Source organism: Qipengyuania sp. (assembly GCF_048550555.1).
GTDB lineage: Bacteria > Pseudomonadota > Alphaproteobacteria > Sphingomonadales > Sphingomonadaceae > Qipengyuania.
Genome location: NZ_JBLYYF010000007.1, coordinates 29,825 through 48,451, shown reverse-complemented (window position 1 = coordinate 48,451; position 18,627 = coordinate 29,825). Strand labels below are relative to the sequence as shown.

Genomic DNA, 18,627 nt, shown 5'->3' with positions numbered 1-18,627 from the left:
CTTCTTCCCAATACTTGGGCGTAGGCCTAACACATTGAAAAGCGGAAGGCCATCACACAGCTTAAGGATAAAGAAGTGAGTGGTGCCGCTTACAGGACTCGAACCTGTGACCCCATCATTACGAATGATGTGCTCTACCAACTGAGCTAAAGCGGCACTCGTCGCCGACAAGCGAGAAGTGGAGGCCCGAGCCGGAATCGAACCGGCGTGCAAGGATTTGCAGTCCTCTGCGTAACCACTCCGCCATCGGGCCTCGCCCGCCCTCTCGGACAGGAAGCGGCGCACTAGCGATTCTCCGGGACAAAGGCAATCGCCTCGTAGCCCCTTCCGTAACGTCAGTCTGGACGCGTGGCCACGGAGCGGCAATGACCCGTTGCATGAGCATTGCCAATCTCCTCGACCCGATCACCGCAGACGGCGGCCGGACGCGCTTTTCGGGCCTCGATGGCTGGATGCAGGGGCGCACGCTCTATGGCGGTGCCTCGGCGCTGATCGCCTATACCGCCGCCGCCCGCGCCTTCCGCGATCTGCCCCCGCTGCGCGCCGCCCAGGTCGCCTTCGTCGCGCCGACCGGGCCCGAGGTCGAATTGCGGCGCGAGATCGTCCGCCAGGGTCGCAATGTTGCGCAGGTGCGCAGCGAGATCTGGTGCGAGGGCGCGTGCACACTGACCGCCTTCTGGCTTTTCGGGACCGAGCGCGAGGCCAATGCCGAGCACGAGGCCGCGCCGGTATCCGACTGGCCCGGCGGCCCGGAGCAGGCCGAACCCGCGATGCACGGCAAGGGGCCGGCCTTCATCCAGAACAATTTCGAGCTCCGCCGCGCGCAGGACCTGCAGGGTCCCGGCGAACCGGTGGTGCGCCGCTGGGCGCGACTGACCGAGCGCGAGGGGCTCGATCCCGTCAGCGAGCTGATTCTGCTGGGCGACGTGCTGCCGCCGGGCGCGATGCGCGCGATGCAGCGGCAGGGCCCGATCAGCTCGATCAACTGGAGTTTCAACCTGCTCGAGCCCGCGCCCGAAACGCGCGACGGCTGGTGGCTGTCGGAGAACGCCAGCCAGCATGCGGCGCATGGCTATTCCTCCGAGCGGCTGCGGCTGTGGAACGCCGAGGGCAGGCAGGTGCTCGACGGGATGCAATGCGTCGCGGTGTTCGGCTGAGGCGATCCGGGCGACAATCGGGCGACGAAGGCGACACGTCGTCGCCCGTGGCGTAGTTTCACAAACCCCTGTTATCGCTCGAAAATCCTCCGGGTACGGAAAGGCGGCACCGCGCGCGGCGCCCCCCGCCCCCTACTCGTCTTCGCCCTCGGCCTCGTCGCGCGCATCGCGTTCCTCCTCGGCATCGTCCAGCCAATGCGCGGGCCCCCGCTCGACCCGGTCCGCGAGCGCCGCGAGATCGCCCGTCGCATAGGCCGCCTCGGGCAGGAAATCGTATTTCGGCTTGCGCACCAGATCGCGCCGCAGGGCGAGCAGCGCCAGCGTCAGCCGCTCGTCATACTTGCGCGAGGTGCCGACCAGTTCGCCATTGTAATAATGCGGGACCTCGACCCCGTTCAGCGCCCGGTCGAGCGCCGCTTCGGCCAGCACGTCGAAGCGCGTGGCGAAGGCTGCCTCCCACGCCATGTCGAACGGCGTCCCGCGCAGCCGCGCGCGCAGCTTGTAGGCCGACTGCCGCCCCATCCCCACCGCCCTGGCCGCGGCAGAGACATTATGCGTCGCCGCCAGCTCGCGCAGGAAGGCCGCCTGCCGCGCGGGCGTCCAGCCGTCGTGGCGGGCCGGATCGGCTGTTTGGGGGAGAATCGCGGGCGCGGCGTCGTCACCGGCCTGCGCGAACGAAGCGGGGTGCGGTTGGTCTGTCATCCGAAAGGATAAGGCAGATTTGGCGCGTGTAGGAAAGGGGGTTCGGATAAACGTGTCCGTGGATCGATTATTTGCAGCCTTCGCTCGTCCACTTTTGGGTGGAAAGCGGAAGTTGAGTAAGTCATCCGCCCCAGTCGATTGCCCTCGCAGACATGACAGGTTCCAAGCCGACGCCGAGCCAAAGGTTGGCCTTAGTCGCTTGTTCAACGATGCAGTTCAATGCTCGATTGTTTTCCTTCACGAGAGGGACGCGGGTTGCGTCAACGCCATCTGAACCAAAACCCGGCATCATCTCAAAGGAACGTGCTCCACAGTCGCGGGCAATCTCGGCACCTCGCCACACGACCGCCCCCCGCGCCGTGTTTTGCGATTGCCAATCTTCCGCCACCCTTAGAAACCAAGCGTCCTCAGCCGGTGCACTGCGCGTCGCTAAATGTGCGCTTACAGTGATGATCGAACTACACGCCGCTCCAGCAGCAAACCATATCAAGCGAAGGCGATTCATCGGCGCGTTAGATAGGGTTACGGCAATGTCCGCAATGGCGTCGTCAACTGACGGTCCGCATCTGGCGCATCGTCACCTCGGTGAAAGCGTCGTTAGATGGGTGGTTATCTGACATTCCGTTCGTTACGGTTTTAAGATGCGCCGCACGATCATAGCATTGGCCGCCGCTGCCGTCGCTTCCGGCTGTGCCACGGTGTCTTCTGAGACTGTTGAAAACAGAACCTTGTCCTACGGGTGCAGCGATATTGTCGCCATCGGAAGACTTGAGAACGGGACTTACAAAGCCTCCCACTCTGCCGATGACCTTATCGGCCATGGATGGATCAACGCGACGCTTCATGTGCGAAGGGTAGTCAGCGGAGGAGCCGTCCCCACCAACTTAGCGGTAAGGTATTATGCGCACACCTACATCCGGGACGACCGCGACTTCATGTTCGTCTTGACGCCAGTCGATGGGGGTTTCGAGATCGCAACAGCACAGTTGATGCACGCGAGGCCCCGCGCTGTGCGCGACTGCCCCTAATGTCCGCAAAGGGGTCGTTAGCGGACTTCGACCTCCTCACCCGAACTTCGGTGCGCGCTTCTGCATCTCCGCCATCACCGCCTCGACCTGGTTCGGCGTGCGGATGATGCCGTCCTGTTCGACGCTCTCGGCCAGCAGGATGGCGTCCTCGCCTTCCTCGTGCATGACCTTGAACAGGCGTTTTGCGCCGCGGATGGCATCGGGGTTCTTGTTCGCGATGGTCTCGGCGAGAGACGTGGCGCGCGCGTGGGGATCGTCCTCGACCATGGTGGCAAAGCCGAGGCCGAACGCTTCCTCGCCAGAGAATTCGCGGTTGGTATAGGTCAGCTCGCGCAAGATATCGTCGCGCACCAGGCCGCGCCACAGCGCATAGCCGCCCATGTCGGGGACCAGCCCCCATTTCATCTCCATCACCGCCATGCGGGTCTGCGGGTGGACCACGCGGATATCGGCGCCGCTGGCGATCTGCAGCCCGCCGCCGAAGCAGACGCCGTGCACCGCGGCGATCACCGGGACGGGGCATTTGCGCCAGGTCATCGCGGCTTCCTGCGCGCGGTTGGCATTGCCATGGGTGCGCTCGGCGAGCTTGGCCTGCGGACTCGATCCGCCCGCCGCCATGCTCGACAGATCGAGCCCGGCGCAGAAGGCGCGCCCCTCGCCCGAGAGCACTGCGACCCGCAGCCCCTGCATCGTGCGCAGCGCCTCGCCCGCTTCGAGGATCGCCTCGAACTGCGCCGGGTCGAGCGCGTTCATCTTGTCGCCGCGGGTGAAACGTACCTGCGCGACGCCGTTGTCGCCCAGATCGATGGAAACGCGGTCGTTGAAATTCATGGAACTGCCTCTCGCCCAGGGAATGCCTTATCCCCTTCGTAGCTCACAGGCGGGACAAGTCCAGTTGCTCCGCCGCCCGGCTCACGCGGGCAACTTGGAGCGGCGAGGCGGTAGCCGCCAAGCGGATCTGTTTCGACCAGCCAGGCGCAGCGCGCGACATGGAGCTTGGCACGCAGGCGCGAGACATGGACATCGAGCGAGTTGGTTTCGGGAATGTGATCGAGCCGCCACACGTCACGCAGCAGCTGCCTTCGCCCCACCCTGACGCCCGGAGTTTCGGCGAGCCGCCAGAGAAGCGCGAATTCGCGCGGGTGAAGACCGAGCCAGCGCCCGGCCACGCGCCCGTCGCGATGGAACAGGTCGAGCGTCACCGGCCCGGCCTCGAGGCGGCGAGGCAAAGCGCGGGCCCGGGAGGCGAGGCGGGCGATCCGCGCGCCGAGTTCGACGAAGCCGACCCCGCTGCCGATCGCATCGCCGAGCCCCTGGTCGAGCAGCCGGGCCCGCTCGCCCGCATCGTTCACCCCGACCGCCACGATCCGGCCGCGCCGCGGCAGCTCGCACCAGTCGGCCGGCCGGCTCGCCGCGCGCCAGTCGAGCATCACGGGGAGGCCGTGGACCGCGTCCGTTGCAGCCGGTGCGTGCCGCATCGACCAGTCCGCCAAGCGGAGATCCCACCGGACTGGAACATCCGGGCTGCTGGACAACCACAGGAACTCCGCTCCCCCCAACGAATCGCCCCTCGGTTCTGCGCAGTGTCACCGAGATTAAGTGAAGGGAATCGTTTGGAAACCGTATCGGCGGGAGATGCTACCGATATGGATGCAATAGGACCGCTAGCCGCCTGCGTGCTCGGCGAGGAAGCGTTTGACGTTGCGCGCCGCCTGGCGGATGCGCTGCTCGTTCTCGACCATGGCGATGCGCACGAAGCCCTCGCCCTCCTCGCCGAAGCCGACCCCCGCAGCCACCGCGACACCGGCGTGTTCGAGCAACTGCTTGGAGAACTCCAGGCTGCCCATCTCCTCGAACCCGGGCGGCAGCTTGGCCCAGGTGAACATGCTGGCGGGCGGGTTGGGGATGGGCCACCCGGCACGGGTGAAGCTTTCGACCATCACGTCGCGGCGGTTCTGGTAGCGCAGGCGGTTCTGCTCGACCACGTCCTGCGGACCGTTCAGCGCGGCGCAGGCGGCCGCCTGGATCGGGGTGAAGGCGCCGTAGTCGAGATAGGACTTCACCCGCGTCAGCGCGGCGACCAGTTCGCGGTTGCCGACACAGAAGCCGATGCGCCAGCCGGCCATCGAGAAGGTCTTCGACATCGAGGTGAATTCGACCGCCACGTCCTTGGCACCCGGCACTTCGAGGATCGAGCGGGTCGGCTTGCCGTCGTAATAGAGTTCGGAATAGGCGAGGTCGGACAGGACCCAGACCCTGTTCTCGCGCGCCCAGTCGACCAGCCGTTCGTAGAAGGCGAGATCGACCGTCTCGGCGGTGGGATTGCTCGGATAGTTGACCACCAGCACGGTCGGACGCGGGACGGTATAGGCCATCGCGTTGTCGAGCGCCTTCCAGTAGCGCTCGTCGGGCGTGGTCGGCACCGAGCGGATCGTGGCGCCCGCGATGATGAAGCCGTAGGTGTGGATCGGATAGGCGGGGCTGGGCGCGAGGATGACGTCGCCCGGGGCGCTGATCGCGGTCGCCATCGACGACAGGCCTTCCTTCGAACCCATCGTCACCACCACCTCGCGCTCGGGATCGAGATCGACGTTGAAGCGGCGGCCGTAATAGTTGGCCTGCGCCTTGCGCAGTCCGGGAATGCCCTTCGATTGCGAATAGCCATGCGCCGTCGGCTTGGCCGCGACTTCGCACAATTTGTCGATCACATGCTGCGGCGGCGGCTGGTCGGGATTGCCCATGCCGAGGTCGATGATGTCGCGCCCCGCCTGCCGCGCGGCATGCCGCATCGCGTTGACTTCGGCGATGACATAGGGAGGCATGCGCTTGATACGGTAGAAATCGTCGGACATTCGCTCTCTTTCGGGCGTTGGATGAGTCACACTGATTACCCATTCACCGGGCAGGTGCCAACGGGACGGATGCATCGGGACACGCAATCTCCTATTGTTTCCCCAAGAGGCGCTTGGCACCAAGCAGGAACGATGATGACCGACGACGGCCCCGACCCCTTCACCAACATGTTCGAAGCCCCGGCCAAGCTGGCGCGTGCGCTGTTCGCGCCGATGGCCGAAGCGACCGCGGGCACGCCGCTGTCCCCCGAGGACATGCGCCACTGGGCCGAGGTCGGGGCGAAGCTGCAGGGCATGTGGCTGCAATACCAGACGGAACAGCTGGCCGATCCGCAGGCGCTGGCGCCGTGGTTCGATCCGGCGCGCTGGATGCAGCTGGCGCAGGACTGGTACCGGCAGATGCCGCTGGCCGATCCCGCGCAGCAGCAGGCGCTGATGCAGGATGGCATGGCGCTGTGGCAGCAGGTGATGGGCCAGTATACGCTCGGCGCCGACGGCCAGCCGGAAGCAAAGGGCGAGGCCGACTTGCCGCGCCGCGACCGCCGTTTCGCCGATCCGCGCTGGCGCGCGCACCCGGCCCATGCGCTGATCCACCAGACCTACCTCTTCCTCGCCGAGCGCGTCGCCGAGATGGTCGACCGGATGGAGGGCCTGTCGGAGGACAAGCGCGAGCAGCTGCGCTTCACCACGCGCACCGTCACCGACGCGGCGAGCCCGGCGAATTTCCCGTTGCTCAACCCGGTGGTGATGGAACGGACGCTCGAGACCAGGGGCGAGAACCTCGTCAAGGGCATGGAGCACCTGCTGGCCGACCTGCGGCGCGGGCAGCTGAGCCATACCGATGCGAGCGCCTTCACGCTGGGAGAGAACATCGCGGTGACGCCGGGCAAGGTGGTCCACGAAACGCCGCTCTACCAGCTGATCCAGTATTCGCCCTCGACCGAGGAGGTGATGGAGACGCCGCTGGTGATCTTCCCGCCATGGATCAACCGCTTCTACATCCTCGACCTCAACCCGAAGAAGAGCTTCGTCAAATGGGCAGTCGCCCAGGGCGTGACCGTGTTCATGGTCAGCTGGAAGTCGGCCGATGCGAGCATGCGGGACGTGGTGTGGGATGATTACGTCCGCGCGCAGATCGACGCGATCGACCACATCCGCGCGCGGCTCGACGTGCCGAGCGTGCATGCGATCGGCTATTGCGTCGCGGGGACCACGCTCGCCGCCACGCTCGCGCTGCTCCACCGCCGCGGCGAGCAGGACAAGGTCAGGAGCGCGACCTTCTTCACCGCGCAGGTCGATTTCGAGAAGGCGGGCGAGCTGCTCAATTTCGTCGACGACGGCCAGCTCGGCATGGTCAAGGCGCTGAGCGCCGACGGCTATCTCGACGGGCGCTACATGGCGGCGACCTTCAACCTGCTGCGCGGCACCGACCTGATCTGGAACTACGTCGTCAACAACTACCTGCTGGGCGAGGACTATCCTGCCTTCGACCTGCTCCACTGGAACGGCGACGTCACCAACCTGCCCGCCAAGTGGCACGAGCAGTATCTGCGCGACCTCTATCGCGACAACCGGCTGGTCGAACCCGACGCGTTGAGCGTGGACGACACGCCGATCGATCTCGGCCTCGTCGAAACGCCGACCTATGTCCAGGCGGGCAAGGAGGACCATATCGCGCCCGCCGAAAGCGTGTGGAAGATCCGCGACCACTTCAAGGGCCCGATCAAATTCGTGCTCGCGGGCTCGGGCCACATCGCCGGCGTGGTCAATCCGCCCGAGGCGAACAAATACCAGTACTGGCTCAACGATGGCGACGCCCATACGCTGGCCCAGTTCCGCGAGGGCGCCGTCGAGCACCCCGGCAGCTGGTGGCCCGACTGGATCGAATGGCTGCGCGCCCAGGACGGCGCGCGTGTCGCCGTCACGGGCAAGCGCAAGCCCGGCGGGAAGGGCGACAGGACGATCGAGGACGCTCCCGGCCGCTACGTCGCCACGCGCTGACACGCCTGTTGGAGAAATGCATGAAAATTCGCCGAGCCACGATGCTTGCCGTCGCCGGGATCCTGATCGCTGCCACCACCGCCCGGGCGGACGAGATCGAACTGCGCGATAGCGTCTTCTTCGAGTTCGAATTCGAAGCGCGCATGACCGCCGATATCGCGCTGGCCGATGTCGACGGAGACGGCGATCTCGATGTGCTCGCCGCGAACGGACGCCACTGGGCGCAGCCGGATTTCGTCTATCTCAACAATGGCGACGGCCGGCTGCTCGAAGCCCTCCCGATCGGGCGCGGCCCGTCGGCGAGTTATCGCGTCCAGCCGGGCGATTACGACGGCGATGGCGACATCGACATCGTGGTCGTGCGCGACCTGCTTGCGGCGGTCGTTCTGGTCAATGACGGCAAGGGGAATTTCGCCGAGGCCGGCACACTCGAGGGTAGCGGAGGCTCCGCGCGCAATGCGGTCGGCCTCGATGCCAATGGCGATGGGCGCCCGGACATCGCCATCGCGCGACGCCGGGGCCCGGACCTGCTGTTCCTCGGCCTCGGGGACATGCGGTTTTCGCCCGCGATCGAACTGACGGGCACCGACGGCCCCTCGACCGGGATGGCCACCGGCGATTTCGACGGTGACGGCGATACCGACATCGCGATCGCCCGGCGCGAGGGTGCGGCGAGCCTGGTCCTGCTCAACGATGGGACGGGGAACTTCTCCGCCACCCCCCTCGCCGGGACCCAAGGCGACAATCGCCAGCTCGTTGCAGCCGATATGGATGGCGACGGCGATGCCGACATCGTGCTCGGCCGCGACGATGGGGCGGTCGCCCTTCTTGCCAATCGGGGCGACGGGAGCTTCGCCGCCCCGCGCCCCATCGCCGCGGGCACGCAGCCCGTGCAGTCGATGGCGGCGGTGGATTTCGACGGCGACGGCCGGGTCGATCTCGCGCTCGGCACCGAAGGTAGCAACGCCGTCCTGCATAATCGCGGCGAAGCGGGCTTTGCCTATACCGAGCTCGAGGAGGAGCATGCCGACACCTACGGCATTGCGGTTGGCGACATCGACGGCGACGGCCGCCCCGATCTCGCCATCGCCAATTCCGAAGCAGCCAACAAGATCATGCTCAACCGCACTCAAGGCGAAGAGCGCTGACCCTCAAGTCATTGGCTGGACAAGGGTTTTTCATTTATTGTGCACTGCACAAAAATCGCTTGACTTCGCACCTGCAATGCCTATTTTGTGCAGTGCAGCAAAACGAGGTTTCCCATGTCCGAGAGCAAGATCGACGCCGCCGCCGAGAAGGCTTTCGCCGAGGCAGCGGAAAAGAAGACCGCCGAGGCGGTGAACGTGAAGAAGGTCGAGCAGGCCGTCGACGCGGACGCCACGGCTCCGGTTAAGGCCGAGACCGTCGCCAAGGCCGTCGCCGCGGAACCGAAGAAGGTTCGGGCCAAGAAGGCCGCGCCGAAGAAGGCCCTCGCCAAGAAAGCCGCACCGGCCACCAAGCCGACTGTGGCGAAAAAGACCAAGTCGGCCCCCAAGAAGGCCGCTCCGACCAAGGCGGAAGCCGCCAAGACCACTCCGATTTCCCAGTTGAAGGACACCATCATGGCCACTGCCAAGAAGACCACAACCACCGATTACACCGCCAAGGCCAAGGAACTGGCTGCCGACATGCAGACCCGCGCCAAGGCCGCCTATGACAAGGGCACCGAGATGACCAAGGACGCCGTCGAATTCCAGAAGGGCAACATCGAAGCCCTCGTCGCTTCGGGCAAGATCCTCGCCGCCGGCATGCAGGACATGGGCCGCACCTATGTCGAAGAAGCCAAGTCGGCTGCCGAGACCGTCCAGGACGACGTCAAGAAGTTCACCGCGATCAAGTCGCCGACCGAACTGTTCCAGCTGCAGGGCGAAATCGCCCGCCGCAACTTCGACACGCTGGTCGCGACCACCTCGAAGAACGCGGAAGCCATGCTCAAGCTCGCGAACGAAGCTTTCGCGCCGGTTTCGACCCGCATGAGCCTGGCCGCCGAGAAGGTCCGCACGGCCGCCTGAGGCGAATTACAGCTTCAATCCGCCGGGCACTCTCTCCTCTCTCCCTCGCCCGGCGAATTGGACACCGTGGGCCGGATGGTTTCGTGCCATCCGGCCCTTTTTTTCGTCTTCTCGCCACCCCGCCGCCCGGGGCAGCGCTGCTGGCGCCTTGCGATTTGGCCGAGCGTTACGATAATGGGCCCTGAAATGTCCCAGATTCCGACTCCCCTCCATATCCTCGCCACCGATGGCGACGACGATGCGCGCGACGGCGAAGGCCAGGTCGGCATCGCCACCAAGACCCGCGCCAAGCCCAAGAAGCCGAGCCAGTACAAGGTGCTGTTGCTGAACGACGACTACACCCCGATGGAATTCGTGGTGATCGTGCTGAAGCGCTTCTTCCGCATGGACATGGAGGAAGCGACGCGGGTGATGCTGCACGTCCACCAGAAGGGCGTCGGCGTCTGCGGCATCTTTCCCTACGAAGTCGCCGAGACCAAGGTCCACCAGGTGATGGATTTCGCCCGCCAGAACCAGCACCCGTTGCAGTGCACGCTGGAAAAGGCCTGAGCGCCTGCCCTTGAGCCGCTTCCACAAGGGGCATGACCTGCGCCGAAAAGCGCGCTAGGGGCAGCGGCGGAGACAATCTACCGGCGGCACCTTGTTCAAGTTCATTCCCAGCATCGATCGGTATATCTTCCGGCTCGTGATCGTGCCGATGCTGGCCGTGTTCGCCATCGCCGCATCGCTGCTGGTGCTCGACAAGATGCTGCGGCTGTTCGATTTCGTCGCGGTCGAAGGCGGCCCGGTGGGCGTCGTGTTCAAGATGCTGATCGCGCTGGTACCCGAATACGCCAGCCTCGCCATCCCGCTCGGCCTGCTGCTCGGCATATTGCTCGCCTTCCGCAAGCTCGCCACCAGCAGCGAGCTCGACGTGTTCCGTGCGGTCGGGCTCGGCTACGGGCGGCTCCTGCGCGTGCCCTTCGCGATCACCGCCGTGCTGATGGTGATCAACATCGCCCTGGTGTTCTTCATCCAGCCTGTCAGTCGCTATTACTACGAGCAGATGGAATACGAGCTGCGCTCGGGCGCGCTCGGGGCCTCGATCAAGGTCGGCGAATTCACCACGCTGGCCGATCGCATGGCGCTGAGGATCGAGCAGAGCGAGGACGACGGGCGGCGCCTCAAGGGCATCTTCGCGCGCGTCGCCAACGACAAGGGCCAGGTGCTGTCGATCTCGGCCAAGGAAGGCGCGTTCCTCGCCACCACCGACAATCCCGACACGATCATCCTGCGGCTGACCGACGGCACGATCGTCCAGGATACCGGCAGCCAGACCCCGCGCGTGCTCACCTTCACCCGCCACGACCTGCCGATCGACCTGCCCAAGATCGAGCAGTTCCGCGCCCGCGGCGATGCCGAACGCGAATACATCCTGCCCGAACTGCTGCGCATCGGCTGGAGCGCCACCCAGTCCGACGAGAAGCGCGACGCCAGCCAGGCGAGCTTCAACTTCCGCCTCGTCGAAGTGGTCATGATGGCGCTGATGCCGCTGCTGGCCGTGGCGCTGGGCATTCCGCCCAAGCGATCGACCAGCGCGCTGGGCGTGTTCCTCTCGATCGTGATGGTGGTCGCCTATCACAAGGTCAATCAGTACGGCGAAGACATCGCCGCGCTGGGCCGGGTCGATGCGATCCTCGCGCTGTGGGGGCCGTTCCTGCTGTTCGCCGCGCTCATCACATGGATGTACTGGCGCGTCGCCCACGTGCCCGGCGGGCAGGCGATCGGCGCCCTGGAAATCTGGTTCGGCAAGATGACCAAGCGCGTCGGCAAGCTGTTTCGCCGCCGGCGACTGACGATAGACCTCGCGGCCGCCGAATAACAGGAATTCCATGCAGCTCGACTTCTTCCCCTCGCGCACGCTGACGCTCTATCTGGCCAGAATCTTCGTCGCGCGGATCGCGGCCATGCTGTTCGTGCTGGTGCTGGTGCTGCTGATGCTCGACCTGCTCTCGACCAGCGGCGAAATCCTCGCCGTTCCGGGCAATGGACAGGGACAGCTGCTGACCTATGCCGGGCTCCGCATCCCGCAGCTGATCGCGCGTTTCATGCCCTATTCGGTGTTGCTGGCGACGCTGATCACGCTGGTCACGCTCAACCAGAACAGCGAGGTCATCGCGATGAAGGCGGCGGGGCTTTCCGCCCACCAGGTGCTGGCGCCGCTGCTGCTGACCGCAGGGCTGGTCTCGCTCGTCAGCTTCGGTTTCAACGAGCGCGTCGTCACCCGCGCCACCGAAACGCTCAAGGCCTGGGAAGCGGTCGATTACGGACCGATCCCGACCGAGAGCCGGGTGCGCACGAACATCTATCTGAGTGACGAGGGCAACATCCTCACCGCCGCTTATCTGGCCGGCCGGGGCGAGGCGATCGCCATGCGCAAGGTCACCTGGTACCGCCGCAATGCCGACGGGATGATCGTCGAGCAGATCGCCGCCGACAGCGCGCGCTATGCCAATCCCGGCTGGAAGCTGGAAGGGATCACCCGTTTCAGCGTCCAGAGTGCGATCACCGACAAGCCCCGCTCGCTCGTGGTGGGCGAAGCGCTAACCCCCGACCAGATCGACCTCGCCAAGATCGATCCCGATGCCGAACCCTTCTGGACCCTGACCGGGTCGATCGCCGAATTCGAACGCGCCGGGCGCCGTACCGCGGAACTGCGGGCGAAATGGTGGCACAAGATCTCCGGGCCGCTGTCGGCCTTCCTCATGCCGCTGCTCGGCGCGGTGGCCGCCTTCGGTCTCGCGCGATCCGGCCAGCTGTTCGTCCGCGCGGTCATCGGCATGGCCCTGGGCTTCGCCTATTTCGTGGTCGACAACGCCGCGCTCGCGATGGGCAGCTTCGGGGGCTATCCCCCGTTCCTCGCCGCATGGGCCCCGTTCTTCCTGTTCCTGCTCATCGGCGAGACGGTGCTGGTCCGCACCGAGGAATGAGCGGGTTCTCGATCCGCCTCGCACGGGTGGCGGATGCCCGGCACCTCCCCGCCATCGAACTCGCCGCAGGACAGCTCTTCCGTTCGATCGAAGGGCTCGCCGGCGTGGCCGGCATGCATGCCCTCCCCGAAGACGAGCAGGCGGCCCTCATCCGCAAGGGCCATTCGCTGGTCGCTGAATCGCAGGAGCGGCTGGTCGGGTTCATCTCGACAGAGCCCTTCCGTCGCGAGCTGCATATCCGCGAGTTTTCGGTGCATCCCGCAATGCAGCGGCAAGGCGTGGGGTCCGTTCTCCTGCGCGCGCTCGCCATCGATGCACGCAACAGCGGGTTTGCCGCACTCACCCTCACCACATTCGCCGATGTGCCGTGGAACGCACCCTTCTACGCGCGACATGGCTTCGAGACGATCGCCGATCTCGAGGCCCACCCACGGCTGGAGGCCGATATCGAGCAGGAGGTCGCCCATGGCCTGCCGCGCGAGCGGCGCTGCGCGATGATCCGCTTCCTCGACTGAACGACTTTCCGGGAACCTCCCCCGACGCGGGCTGTTCTTGCCACAATGTTGCCACAAAGGAGACGTGACATGACCAAGTTCGCCCTTCCCGCGCTCGCCGCCGCTCTCGCGCTCGCCGCCTGCGGCGAAGCCGATGCGCCCGAAACCGCCGACACCGCGGCGACCGACAGCGCCGACACCACGGTGATCACGCCGACCGCCACCGAAACCGTCGTCCCCGACGAACCGACCGACACCGCTACCGAGGGCAGCAGCGTCACCATCGACGGCGGGGACGTCGATGCGACCGTCGGCGAAGACGGCGTGAAGGCCGACATCAACGTCGACTGACCGGAATGAGTTTACCCGGCCCATTGCCGGGTGAAATGCGAAAGGCCGCTCCCACCCACCGAGGGGAGCGGCCTTTTTGTCGTCCGGTGGGGGCGTCAGCCGCGCGGACGCATGGTGCTGCGCGCGATCCGCGCGACGAGCACCGCCATCCCCGGGTGGTTGGCCCCGTGATAGCTCGACTCCGCCTCCAGCTCGGCGACCAGCCGGCGATGCGCTTCGGGCAGCGAGTGATAAGGCATCGAGGGCATAAGGTGATGGAGCGCGTGGTAGCGCAGCCCCACCGGTGCCCACAGTTCCGCAATACGACCGGGCGGCGGCACGTTGACGCTGTCGAGGAACTGCGCGGTGACGGTCATCGCCTCGCCCTCGTTTTCCCACAGATGCGCGACCAGCGTGCGCAGCTGGTTGAGCAGCGCAACCACCGAAGCGACCGCGAAGGCGACGAGCAAAGGCTTCCAGCCGAAGGCGAAGACGCTGCCGATCAGCGCCCAGCTCCACAGCATGCCGCCGAGTTCCTGCAGCAGGACGCGCCGCGTCAGGTCGCCTTCCGGCGGGCGGCGGCGGAATTCGGGATTGATCGCCAGCGCGCTCAGCCGCTGCCAGGTCAGGCGGCGGATCGGCGGGATGATGGCTCCGAGCGGAACGAGCACGGCGAAGCGCAGCAGCAGCGCGGCGGGCGCGAGCAGCGCGATCAGCACGAATGCGGGCAGGCTCCACGGCTTCATCAGCGCCAGCGGGAGATATTCGGGATCCTCGATGGTCCCGTATTGCGTGCGCTTGTGGTGCAGCGTGTGGACCTGTTCATACATGAAGGACGGGGTCAGCATGGGAATGCCGACAAACGCGTTCCAAGCAGCGCGGAAGCCCGGCAGCGCGCCGTTGCGGAAATGCGAGATCTCGTGGATGAACAGCAACGCGCGATAGAGCGCGAGCACCGAAAGCGCCGCCAGCGCGACGGCCACGGGAACGCCGTCGACCAGAATCGCGCCCGCCAGCGCGGCATAGCCGGCCAGCGCCGAACCGATCATGTCGGGCCAGTAGATATCCGCGCGATGCGCCGCGATATCCTTGGTCAGGTCGCGCGCGGCGCGCAGCATCGCCTTGTCGTCGGGGATCTGGGCGTGCCAGCCCGAACCCGCGTCGCGACGCGAGACGATGTCGACAGCCGGAATCGGTTTCTGTTGCACATTCATGGTCGAATTTCCTGGGAGGCCCCTAGCCGAAAACATGCGCGCGATACAGCGCGCGCTGTCGATCATAGTGATCGCGGTCCCGCGTTTCCTTGACAAAGATCAGCTAGCGCACACAGGGCTAACCCGAACTGAACGAAGGTAATGCGCGAATGTCCGAAGCACATGTGGTGGTCGAGCCGGTCCGCGGCAAGAAGGGACGCGCCGAATTCGTCGACCTCGGCCGCACCTTTGCCGCGCGCGAGCCGCATTGGGTGCCGCAACTGCGCTCCGAACAGCTCGAACTGGTCGATTCCGACCGCAATCCCTTCTTCGGCCACGCCTCGCACCAGCTCTTCATCGCCCGCCGCGGTGGCCGGGCGGTGGGCCGGGTCTCGGCCCATATCGACCATCTCGCGCTCGAACTGCCGCGCGAACAGGGCTTCGGCCCCGGCGCGGGCATGTTCGGCTATTTCGATGCCGAGGACGAGGGCGTCGCGCATGCGCTGCTCGCCAAGGCCGAAGAATGGCTGCGCAGCCAGGGCATGACCCGCGCCATCGGCCCGATCTCGATGTCCATCTGGGAAGAGCCGGGCCTGCTGGTGAAGGGGCAGGACCACGATCCGATGATCATGATGGGCCACCACCCGGCAGCCTACCAGGGCTGGATCGAAAGCGCCGGATATGCACGCGCCAAGACGCTGCTGACCTACGACCTCGACGTGACCCACGACTTCCCGCCGCTGATCCGCCGCATCGTGCAATCGGGACAGCGCAACGAACGGATCAGGGTGCGGCCGGTGGACAAGCGTCGCTGGGACGAAGAGGTCGAGGTGATCCTCACCATCCTCAACGATGCCTGGTCCAACAATTGGGGCTTCGTGCCCTTCACCCCGCAGGAAATCGCCTATGCGGGGAAGAAGCTGAAACCGATCATCCACGAGGAGATCAACCTCGTCGCCGAACTCGACGGTCGCCCGGTCGCCTTCATGCTGACCTTCCCGGACGTCAACGGCGTGCTGCGCAAGGTCGATGGCAAGCTGCTGCCTTTCGGCTGGTTCCACCTGCTGCGCTGGATGCGCAAGCCCATGGGTAGCGATATGCGCGTGCCCTTGATGGGCGTGCTCAGGGAATTGCACAATTCGCGCCTCGCCAGCCAGCTCGCCTTCATGATGATCAGCCAGATCCGCGACACCGCTACGCGCCTTTACGGCACGCGACGCGCGGAAATCGGATGGATTCTCGACGACAATCAGGGGATGAAGGCGATCGCCGACACGATCGAGAGCACGGTCAATCGCGAATACGCGATCTACGAGCGGCCGCTGGCGCAGGCCTGACCCGATCGGGTTGTCGCAATTCGGCAACGCCGCACGGACGAACCGCGCGGGGCGGGAACTGCGGGAGCAGCCGCCCCGTTGGCAAGTGAGACGGCGGATTGTTCGCCGGGGCCTCGCGAGAACCTATGACGCAGCATCCAAAATCCACCGCGCGCGCGCAATTGCCGGCCCATGTGCTCGTGGTGGAGGACGACGCCGTCCTCGGGCTGACCATCGAGCAGGCGCTGCTCGATGCCGGGGTCGCCCGGGTCGCTCTGTCGCCCTCGACCGAGGAGGCGCTGCGCCTCCTGCGCGAAGAGCGGCCCGAGGCGATCGTGCTCGACGTCCATCTCGCCGATCGCGACGATGGCTGGGCGATAGCCGAACTGGTTCGCACGCTCGGCCCCGACAGCCCGCGGATCATCTTTTCCACCGGCGCGCCGCAGGACATCCCAGAGGACATCGCCGCGCTCGGCGATATCCTCGAGAAGCCCTATGACGCGGCGGTCCTGATAGATCTGCTGCGGCAGCCGAGGCGCCGCGGGATCATGTCGCGCCTGCGCGGCGCGCTGCGCTAGACACAGCAGAAAACCCCACCGATCAGCGCGCGTGCGCTCCCACGCTGGCCGCGCACTCACTCTCCGAAGCACAGAAAAAAGGCCTCCGTTGCGGAACAACGGAGGCCTTTCGGGATCGTATCACCAGCCGCTTGGACGGGAGGGGGGGGTCTCGGCGGTGACATAGGGAATACGCGCCGCAAGAAATAGGGTTCCCAAGGGGTCGCACTTTTTTCGATCCCGGGAGAAAACCCTTTCAAATGAAAGGCCTGCACCTGTCGGCCTGGTAATCGAACTGCGCGTATTCGGCGGCGCGCGCGAGGTCCGGAACGTGGATCGTACGCGATTTCCACTCGACCAGCCCCTCCCGCTCGAGCTGGCGCAGCGTGCGGTTGGTATGCACCAGCGACAGGCCGAGCATGTCCGCGATCTGCGCCTGGGTGATAGGCAGCGACACGATGTTCCGATCATCGGCGAGACAGGTCGCCTGCGCCCGATCGAGCAGCCACACCGCAAGATAGGCGAGCCGCTCGCGCGCGCTCCGCTGCCCGAGCGAGACGATATGCCCCTCGAGCGCGGTTTCCTCCTTCGCCGCCAGCCAGGTGATGTCGTAGCCCAGTCGCGGATGGGTTGAAATGAGTTCGACGAAATCATTGCGCCGGAAGCGGCACAGGCGGGCGTCGATCAGCGCCGCGACCGCATGGCTCGACGGCTCGTCGAATGCCCCCTGCAGGCCGACGAGATCGCCGGGGAACATGAAGTTGACGATCTGCCGCCGCCCGTCGTCGAGCGAACGCGACCGGATCAGGACGCCGTCGAGCACGGTATAGAGCCGATCGTGTGCCGCGCCTTCATCGATCAGTACATCGCCCCGCTCGAGCCCTATTTCGCCATCCTTGAAGCCCTGCATATAGGCAAGCTGGCGCTCCTCGAGCGAACGCAGGCCGGGACATGCCTGCAACGGGCAGTTGGCACAGGCGACCGGATCGTCAATTTCGTACAAGGCTGTCCCCCTCGGAAGAAGGCGGGGATGCCCCCGAAAAGGCGCGATTGTCAAACGCTTCGCTTGCGACGCCGTGGATTGGAACCTAACCCTTTCGAGGACGTTAGAAGCGCGCACCTTAAGGAAGGGGTCTAAATGTCGCTTGGTGATCAAATTGCCCGTAACCTGCCGTATTTGCGTCGCTATGCGCGCGCGCTGACCGGTTCGCAGGCTACGGGAGACGCATTCGTCCGTGCCACGCTCGAAGCCGCGCTGGCGGATAGCGAACTCAAACAGTCGCTCGAAGGCGGGCGCGTTCCGCTCTACCGTGCCTTCAACAAGGTTTGGTCGAGTGCCTATATGGATATTCCCGAAACCGCCGGCGGTGACGGCCACGAGAGCGCGGCCCATGACCGCCTCAAGTCGGTCACGCCGCTCAACCGTCAGGCCCTGCTGCTGACCACGCTCGAGGATTTCACCTCCGAGCAGGCGGGCGAGATCATGGACATGTCGGCCGACGAAATCGAGCAGCTGGCGCAGGAAGCGGTGGCGGAGATCGACAAGGAATCGGCCACCAGCGTCCTCATCATCGAGGACGAGCCGCTGATTTCGATGCAACTCGAAGACCTCGTCACCTCGCTCGGCCACGATGTTTGCGGCACCGCAGCCACCCGCACCCAGGCGCAGGAAGTGGTCGCCGACAAGACCCCGGGCCTCGTGCTTGCCGACATCCAGCTGGCCGACGGCTCATCGGGCCTCGATGCGGTCGACGATATTCTGGCGATCAGCAGCGTGCCGGTGATCTTCATCACCGCCTATCCCGAACGGCTGCTGACCGGCGACCGTCCCGAGCCGACCTATCTCGTGACCAAGCCGTTTCAGGAACAGACCGTACGCGCGGCCATCAGCCAGGCGCTGTTCTTCGGTTCGAGCCGCCCGCTCGGCTGAGCGCGGTCGGGCATTTTCGGAAAGGAACGACCCGGGCCGCGAGGCCC

General features: G+C 65.6%; 18 protein-coding genes and 2 tRNA genes. 12 read left to right on the top strand and 8 right to left on the bottom strand.

The annotated features are described in order from the left end of the window. Positions 1-80: 80 nt before the first annotated feature. Both ACN4E0_RS01160 and ACN4E0_RS01155 read right to left on the bottom strand, forming a co-directional pair. A tRNA-Thr gene (locus ACN4E0_RS01160) sits at positions 81-156 on the bottom strand. Between the two features lie 23 nt (positions 157-179). Continuing rightward, a tRNA-Cys gene (locus ACN4E0_RS01155) sits at positions 180-253 on the bottom strand. 124 nt (positions 254-377) lie between these two features. On the opposite strand from ACN4E0_RS01155, the gene ACN4E0_RS01150 reads away from it, so the two are divergent. Further along, positions 378-1,157, top strand: a complete 780-nt coding sequence (locus tag ACN4E0_RS01150; protein WP_419564636.1) for an acyl-CoA thioesterase — start codon at positions 378-380, stop codon at positions 1,155-1,157. Between the two features lie 132 nt (positions 1,158-1,289). Here ACN4E0_RS01150 and ACN4E0_RS01145 read toward each other — a convergent pair whose 3' ends face one another. The 4 genes from ACN4E0_RS01145 to ACN4E0_RS01130 all read right to left on the bottom strand — a co-directional run bounded on the left by ACN4E0_RS01145 (position 1,290) and on the right by ACN4E0_RS01130 (position 5,739). Then, positions 1,290-1,859: a hypothetical protein gene (locus tag ACN4E0_RS01145; protein ID WP_419564634.1), complete on the bottom strand. Its 570-nt coding sequence runs from the start codon at positions 1,857-1,859 to the stop codon at positions 1,290-1,292. A 1,064-nt stretch (positions 1,860-2,923) separates the two neighbouring features. Beyond that, entirely contained in the window at positions 2,924-3,718 is a 795-nt protein-coding gene (locus ACN4E0_RS01140) for a crotonase/enoyl-CoA hydratase family protein (RefSeq protein ID WP_419564631.1), read from the bottom strand. After that, the gene (locus ACN4E0_RS01135; protein WP_419564629.1) at positions 3,715-4,365 is read right to left on the bottom strand and encodes a winged helix-turn-helix domain-containing protein; all 651 of its coding nucleotides are present in this window, start codon (positions 4,363-4,365) and stop codon (positions 3,715-3,717) included. The genes ACN4E0_RS01140 and ACN4E0_RS01135 overlap by 4 nt, the downstream gene beginning before the upstream one ends. A 186-nt stretch (positions 4,366-4,551) precedes the next feature. After that, positions 4,552-5,739 (bottom strand): LL-diaminopimelate aminotransferase, encoded by a 1,188-nt coding sequence (locus tag ACN4E0_RS01130; protein ID WP_419564626.1) that lies wholly within the window; start codon positions 5,737-5,739, stop codon positions 4,552-4,554. Between the two features lie 135 nt (positions 5,740-5,874). Between ACN4E0_RS01130 and ACN4E0_RS01125 the strand changes: the two genes are divergently transcribed. The 8 genes from ACN4E0_RS01125 to ACN4E0_RS01090 all read left to right on the top strand — a co-directional run bounded on the left by ACN4E0_RS01125 (position 5,875) and on the right by ACN4E0_RS01090 (position 13,605). Then, positions 5,875-7,740 (top strand): PHA/PHB synthase family protein, encoded by a 1,866-nt coding sequence (locus ACN4E0_RS01125; RefSeq protein WP_419564622.1) that lies wholly within the window; start codon positions 5,875-5,877, stop codon positions 7,738-7,740. 20 nt (positions 7,741-7,760) lie between these two features. Continuing rightward, positions 7,761-8,888, top strand: coding sequence for an FG-GAP repeat domain-containing protein (locus tag ACN4E0_RS01120; RefSeq protein WP_419564619.1), 1,128 nt, complete (start codon positions 7,761-7,763; stop codon positions 8,886-8,888). Positions 8,889-9,002: 114 nt separating this feature from the next. After that, on the top strand, positions 9,003-9,791 hold the full coding sequence (locus tag ACN4E0_RS01115; protein WP_419564615.1) for a phasin family protein: 789 nt from the start codon (positions 9,003-9,005) through the stop codon (positions 9,789-9,791). Positions 9,792-9,977: 186 nt separating this feature from the next. Continuing rightward, positions 9,978-10,340, top strand: coding sequence for an ATP-dependent Clp protease adapter ClpS (clpS, locus tag ACN4E0_RS01110; protein ID WP_419564614.1), 363 nt, complete (start codon positions 9,978-9,980; stop codon positions 10,338-10,340). Positions 10,341-10,431: 91 nt separating this feature from the next. Continuing rightward, positions 10,432-11,652, top strand: coding sequence for an LPS export ABC transporter permease LptF (gene lptF / locus ACN4E0_RS01105; protein ID WP_419564611.1), 1,221 nt, complete (start codon positions 10,432-10,434; stop codon positions 11,650-11,652). A 10-nt stretch (positions 11,653-11,662) separates the two neighbouring features. Then, on the top strand, positions 11,663-12,760 hold the full coding sequence (lptG, locus tag ACN4E0_RS01100) for an LPS export ABC transporter permease LptG (RefSeq protein WP_419564609.1): 1,098 nt from the start codon (positions 11,663-11,665) through the stop codon (positions 12,758-12,760). Beyond that, positions 12,757-13,275, top strand: a complete 519-nt coding sequence (locus tag ACN4E0_RS01095; RefSeq protein WP_419564606.1) for a GNAT family N-acetyltransferase — start codon at positions 12,757-12,759, stop codon at positions 13,273-13,275. The genes lptG and ACN4E0_RS01095 overlap by 4 nt, the downstream gene beginning before the upstream one ends. A gap of 69 nt (positions 13,276-13,344) precedes the next feature. Then, on the top strand, positions 13,345-13,605 hold the full coding sequence (locus ACN4E0_RS01090) for a hypothetical protein (RefSeq protein ID WP_419564603.1): 261 nt from the start codon (positions 13,345-13,347) through the stop codon (positions 13,603-13,605). 95 nt (positions 13,606-13,700) lie between these two features. Here ACN4E0_RS01090 and ACN4E0_RS01085 read toward each other — a convergent pair whose 3' ends face one another. Beyond that, on the bottom strand, positions 13,701-14,798 hold the full coding sequence (locus tag ACN4E0_RS01085) for a fatty acid desaturase family protein (RefSeq protein WP_419564600.1): 1,098 nt from the start codon (positions 14,796-14,798) through the stop codon (positions 13,701-13,703). 149 nt (positions 14,799-14,947) lie between these two features. Here ACN4E0_RS01085 and ACN4E0_RS01080 point away from each other — a divergent pair, with 149 nt between their 5' ends. Then, positions 14,948-16,114 carry an N-acetyltransferase gene (locus ACN4E0_RS01080; RefSeq protein ID WP_419564597.1) on the top strand — a complete coding sequence of 389 codons (1,167 nt, stop codon included), beginning with the start codon at positions 14,948-14,950 and terminating at the stop codon, positions 16,112-16,114. 125 nt (positions 16,115-16,239) lie between these two features. Beyond that, a complete protein-coding gene (locus tag ACN4E0_RS01075; RefSeq protein WP_419564594.1) occupies positions 16,240-16,671 on the top strand; it encodes a response regulator in 432 nt (143 codons plus the stop codon). A 235-nt stretch (positions 16,672-16,906) separates the two neighbouring features. Here the strand turns inward: ACN4E0_RS01075 and ACN4E0_RS01070 are convergent, their stop codons facing one another. After that, the gene (locus tag ACN4E0_RS01070) at positions 16,907-17,653 is read right to left on the bottom strand and encodes a Crp/Fnr family transcriptional regulator (protein ID WP_419564591.1); all 747 of its coding nucleotides are present in this window, start codon (positions 17,651-17,653) and stop codon (positions 16,907-16,909) included. Between the two features lie 135 nt (positions 17,654-17,788). On the opposite strand from ACN4E0_RS01070, the gene ACN4E0_RS01065 reads away from it, so the two are divergent. Then, positions 17,789-18,580: a response regulator gene (locus tag ACN4E0_RS01065; protein ID WP_419564588.1), complete on the top strand. Its 792-nt coding sequence runs from the start codon at positions 17,789-17,791 to the stop codon at positions 18,578-18,580. Positions 18,581-18,627 lie beyond the last annotated feature (47 nt).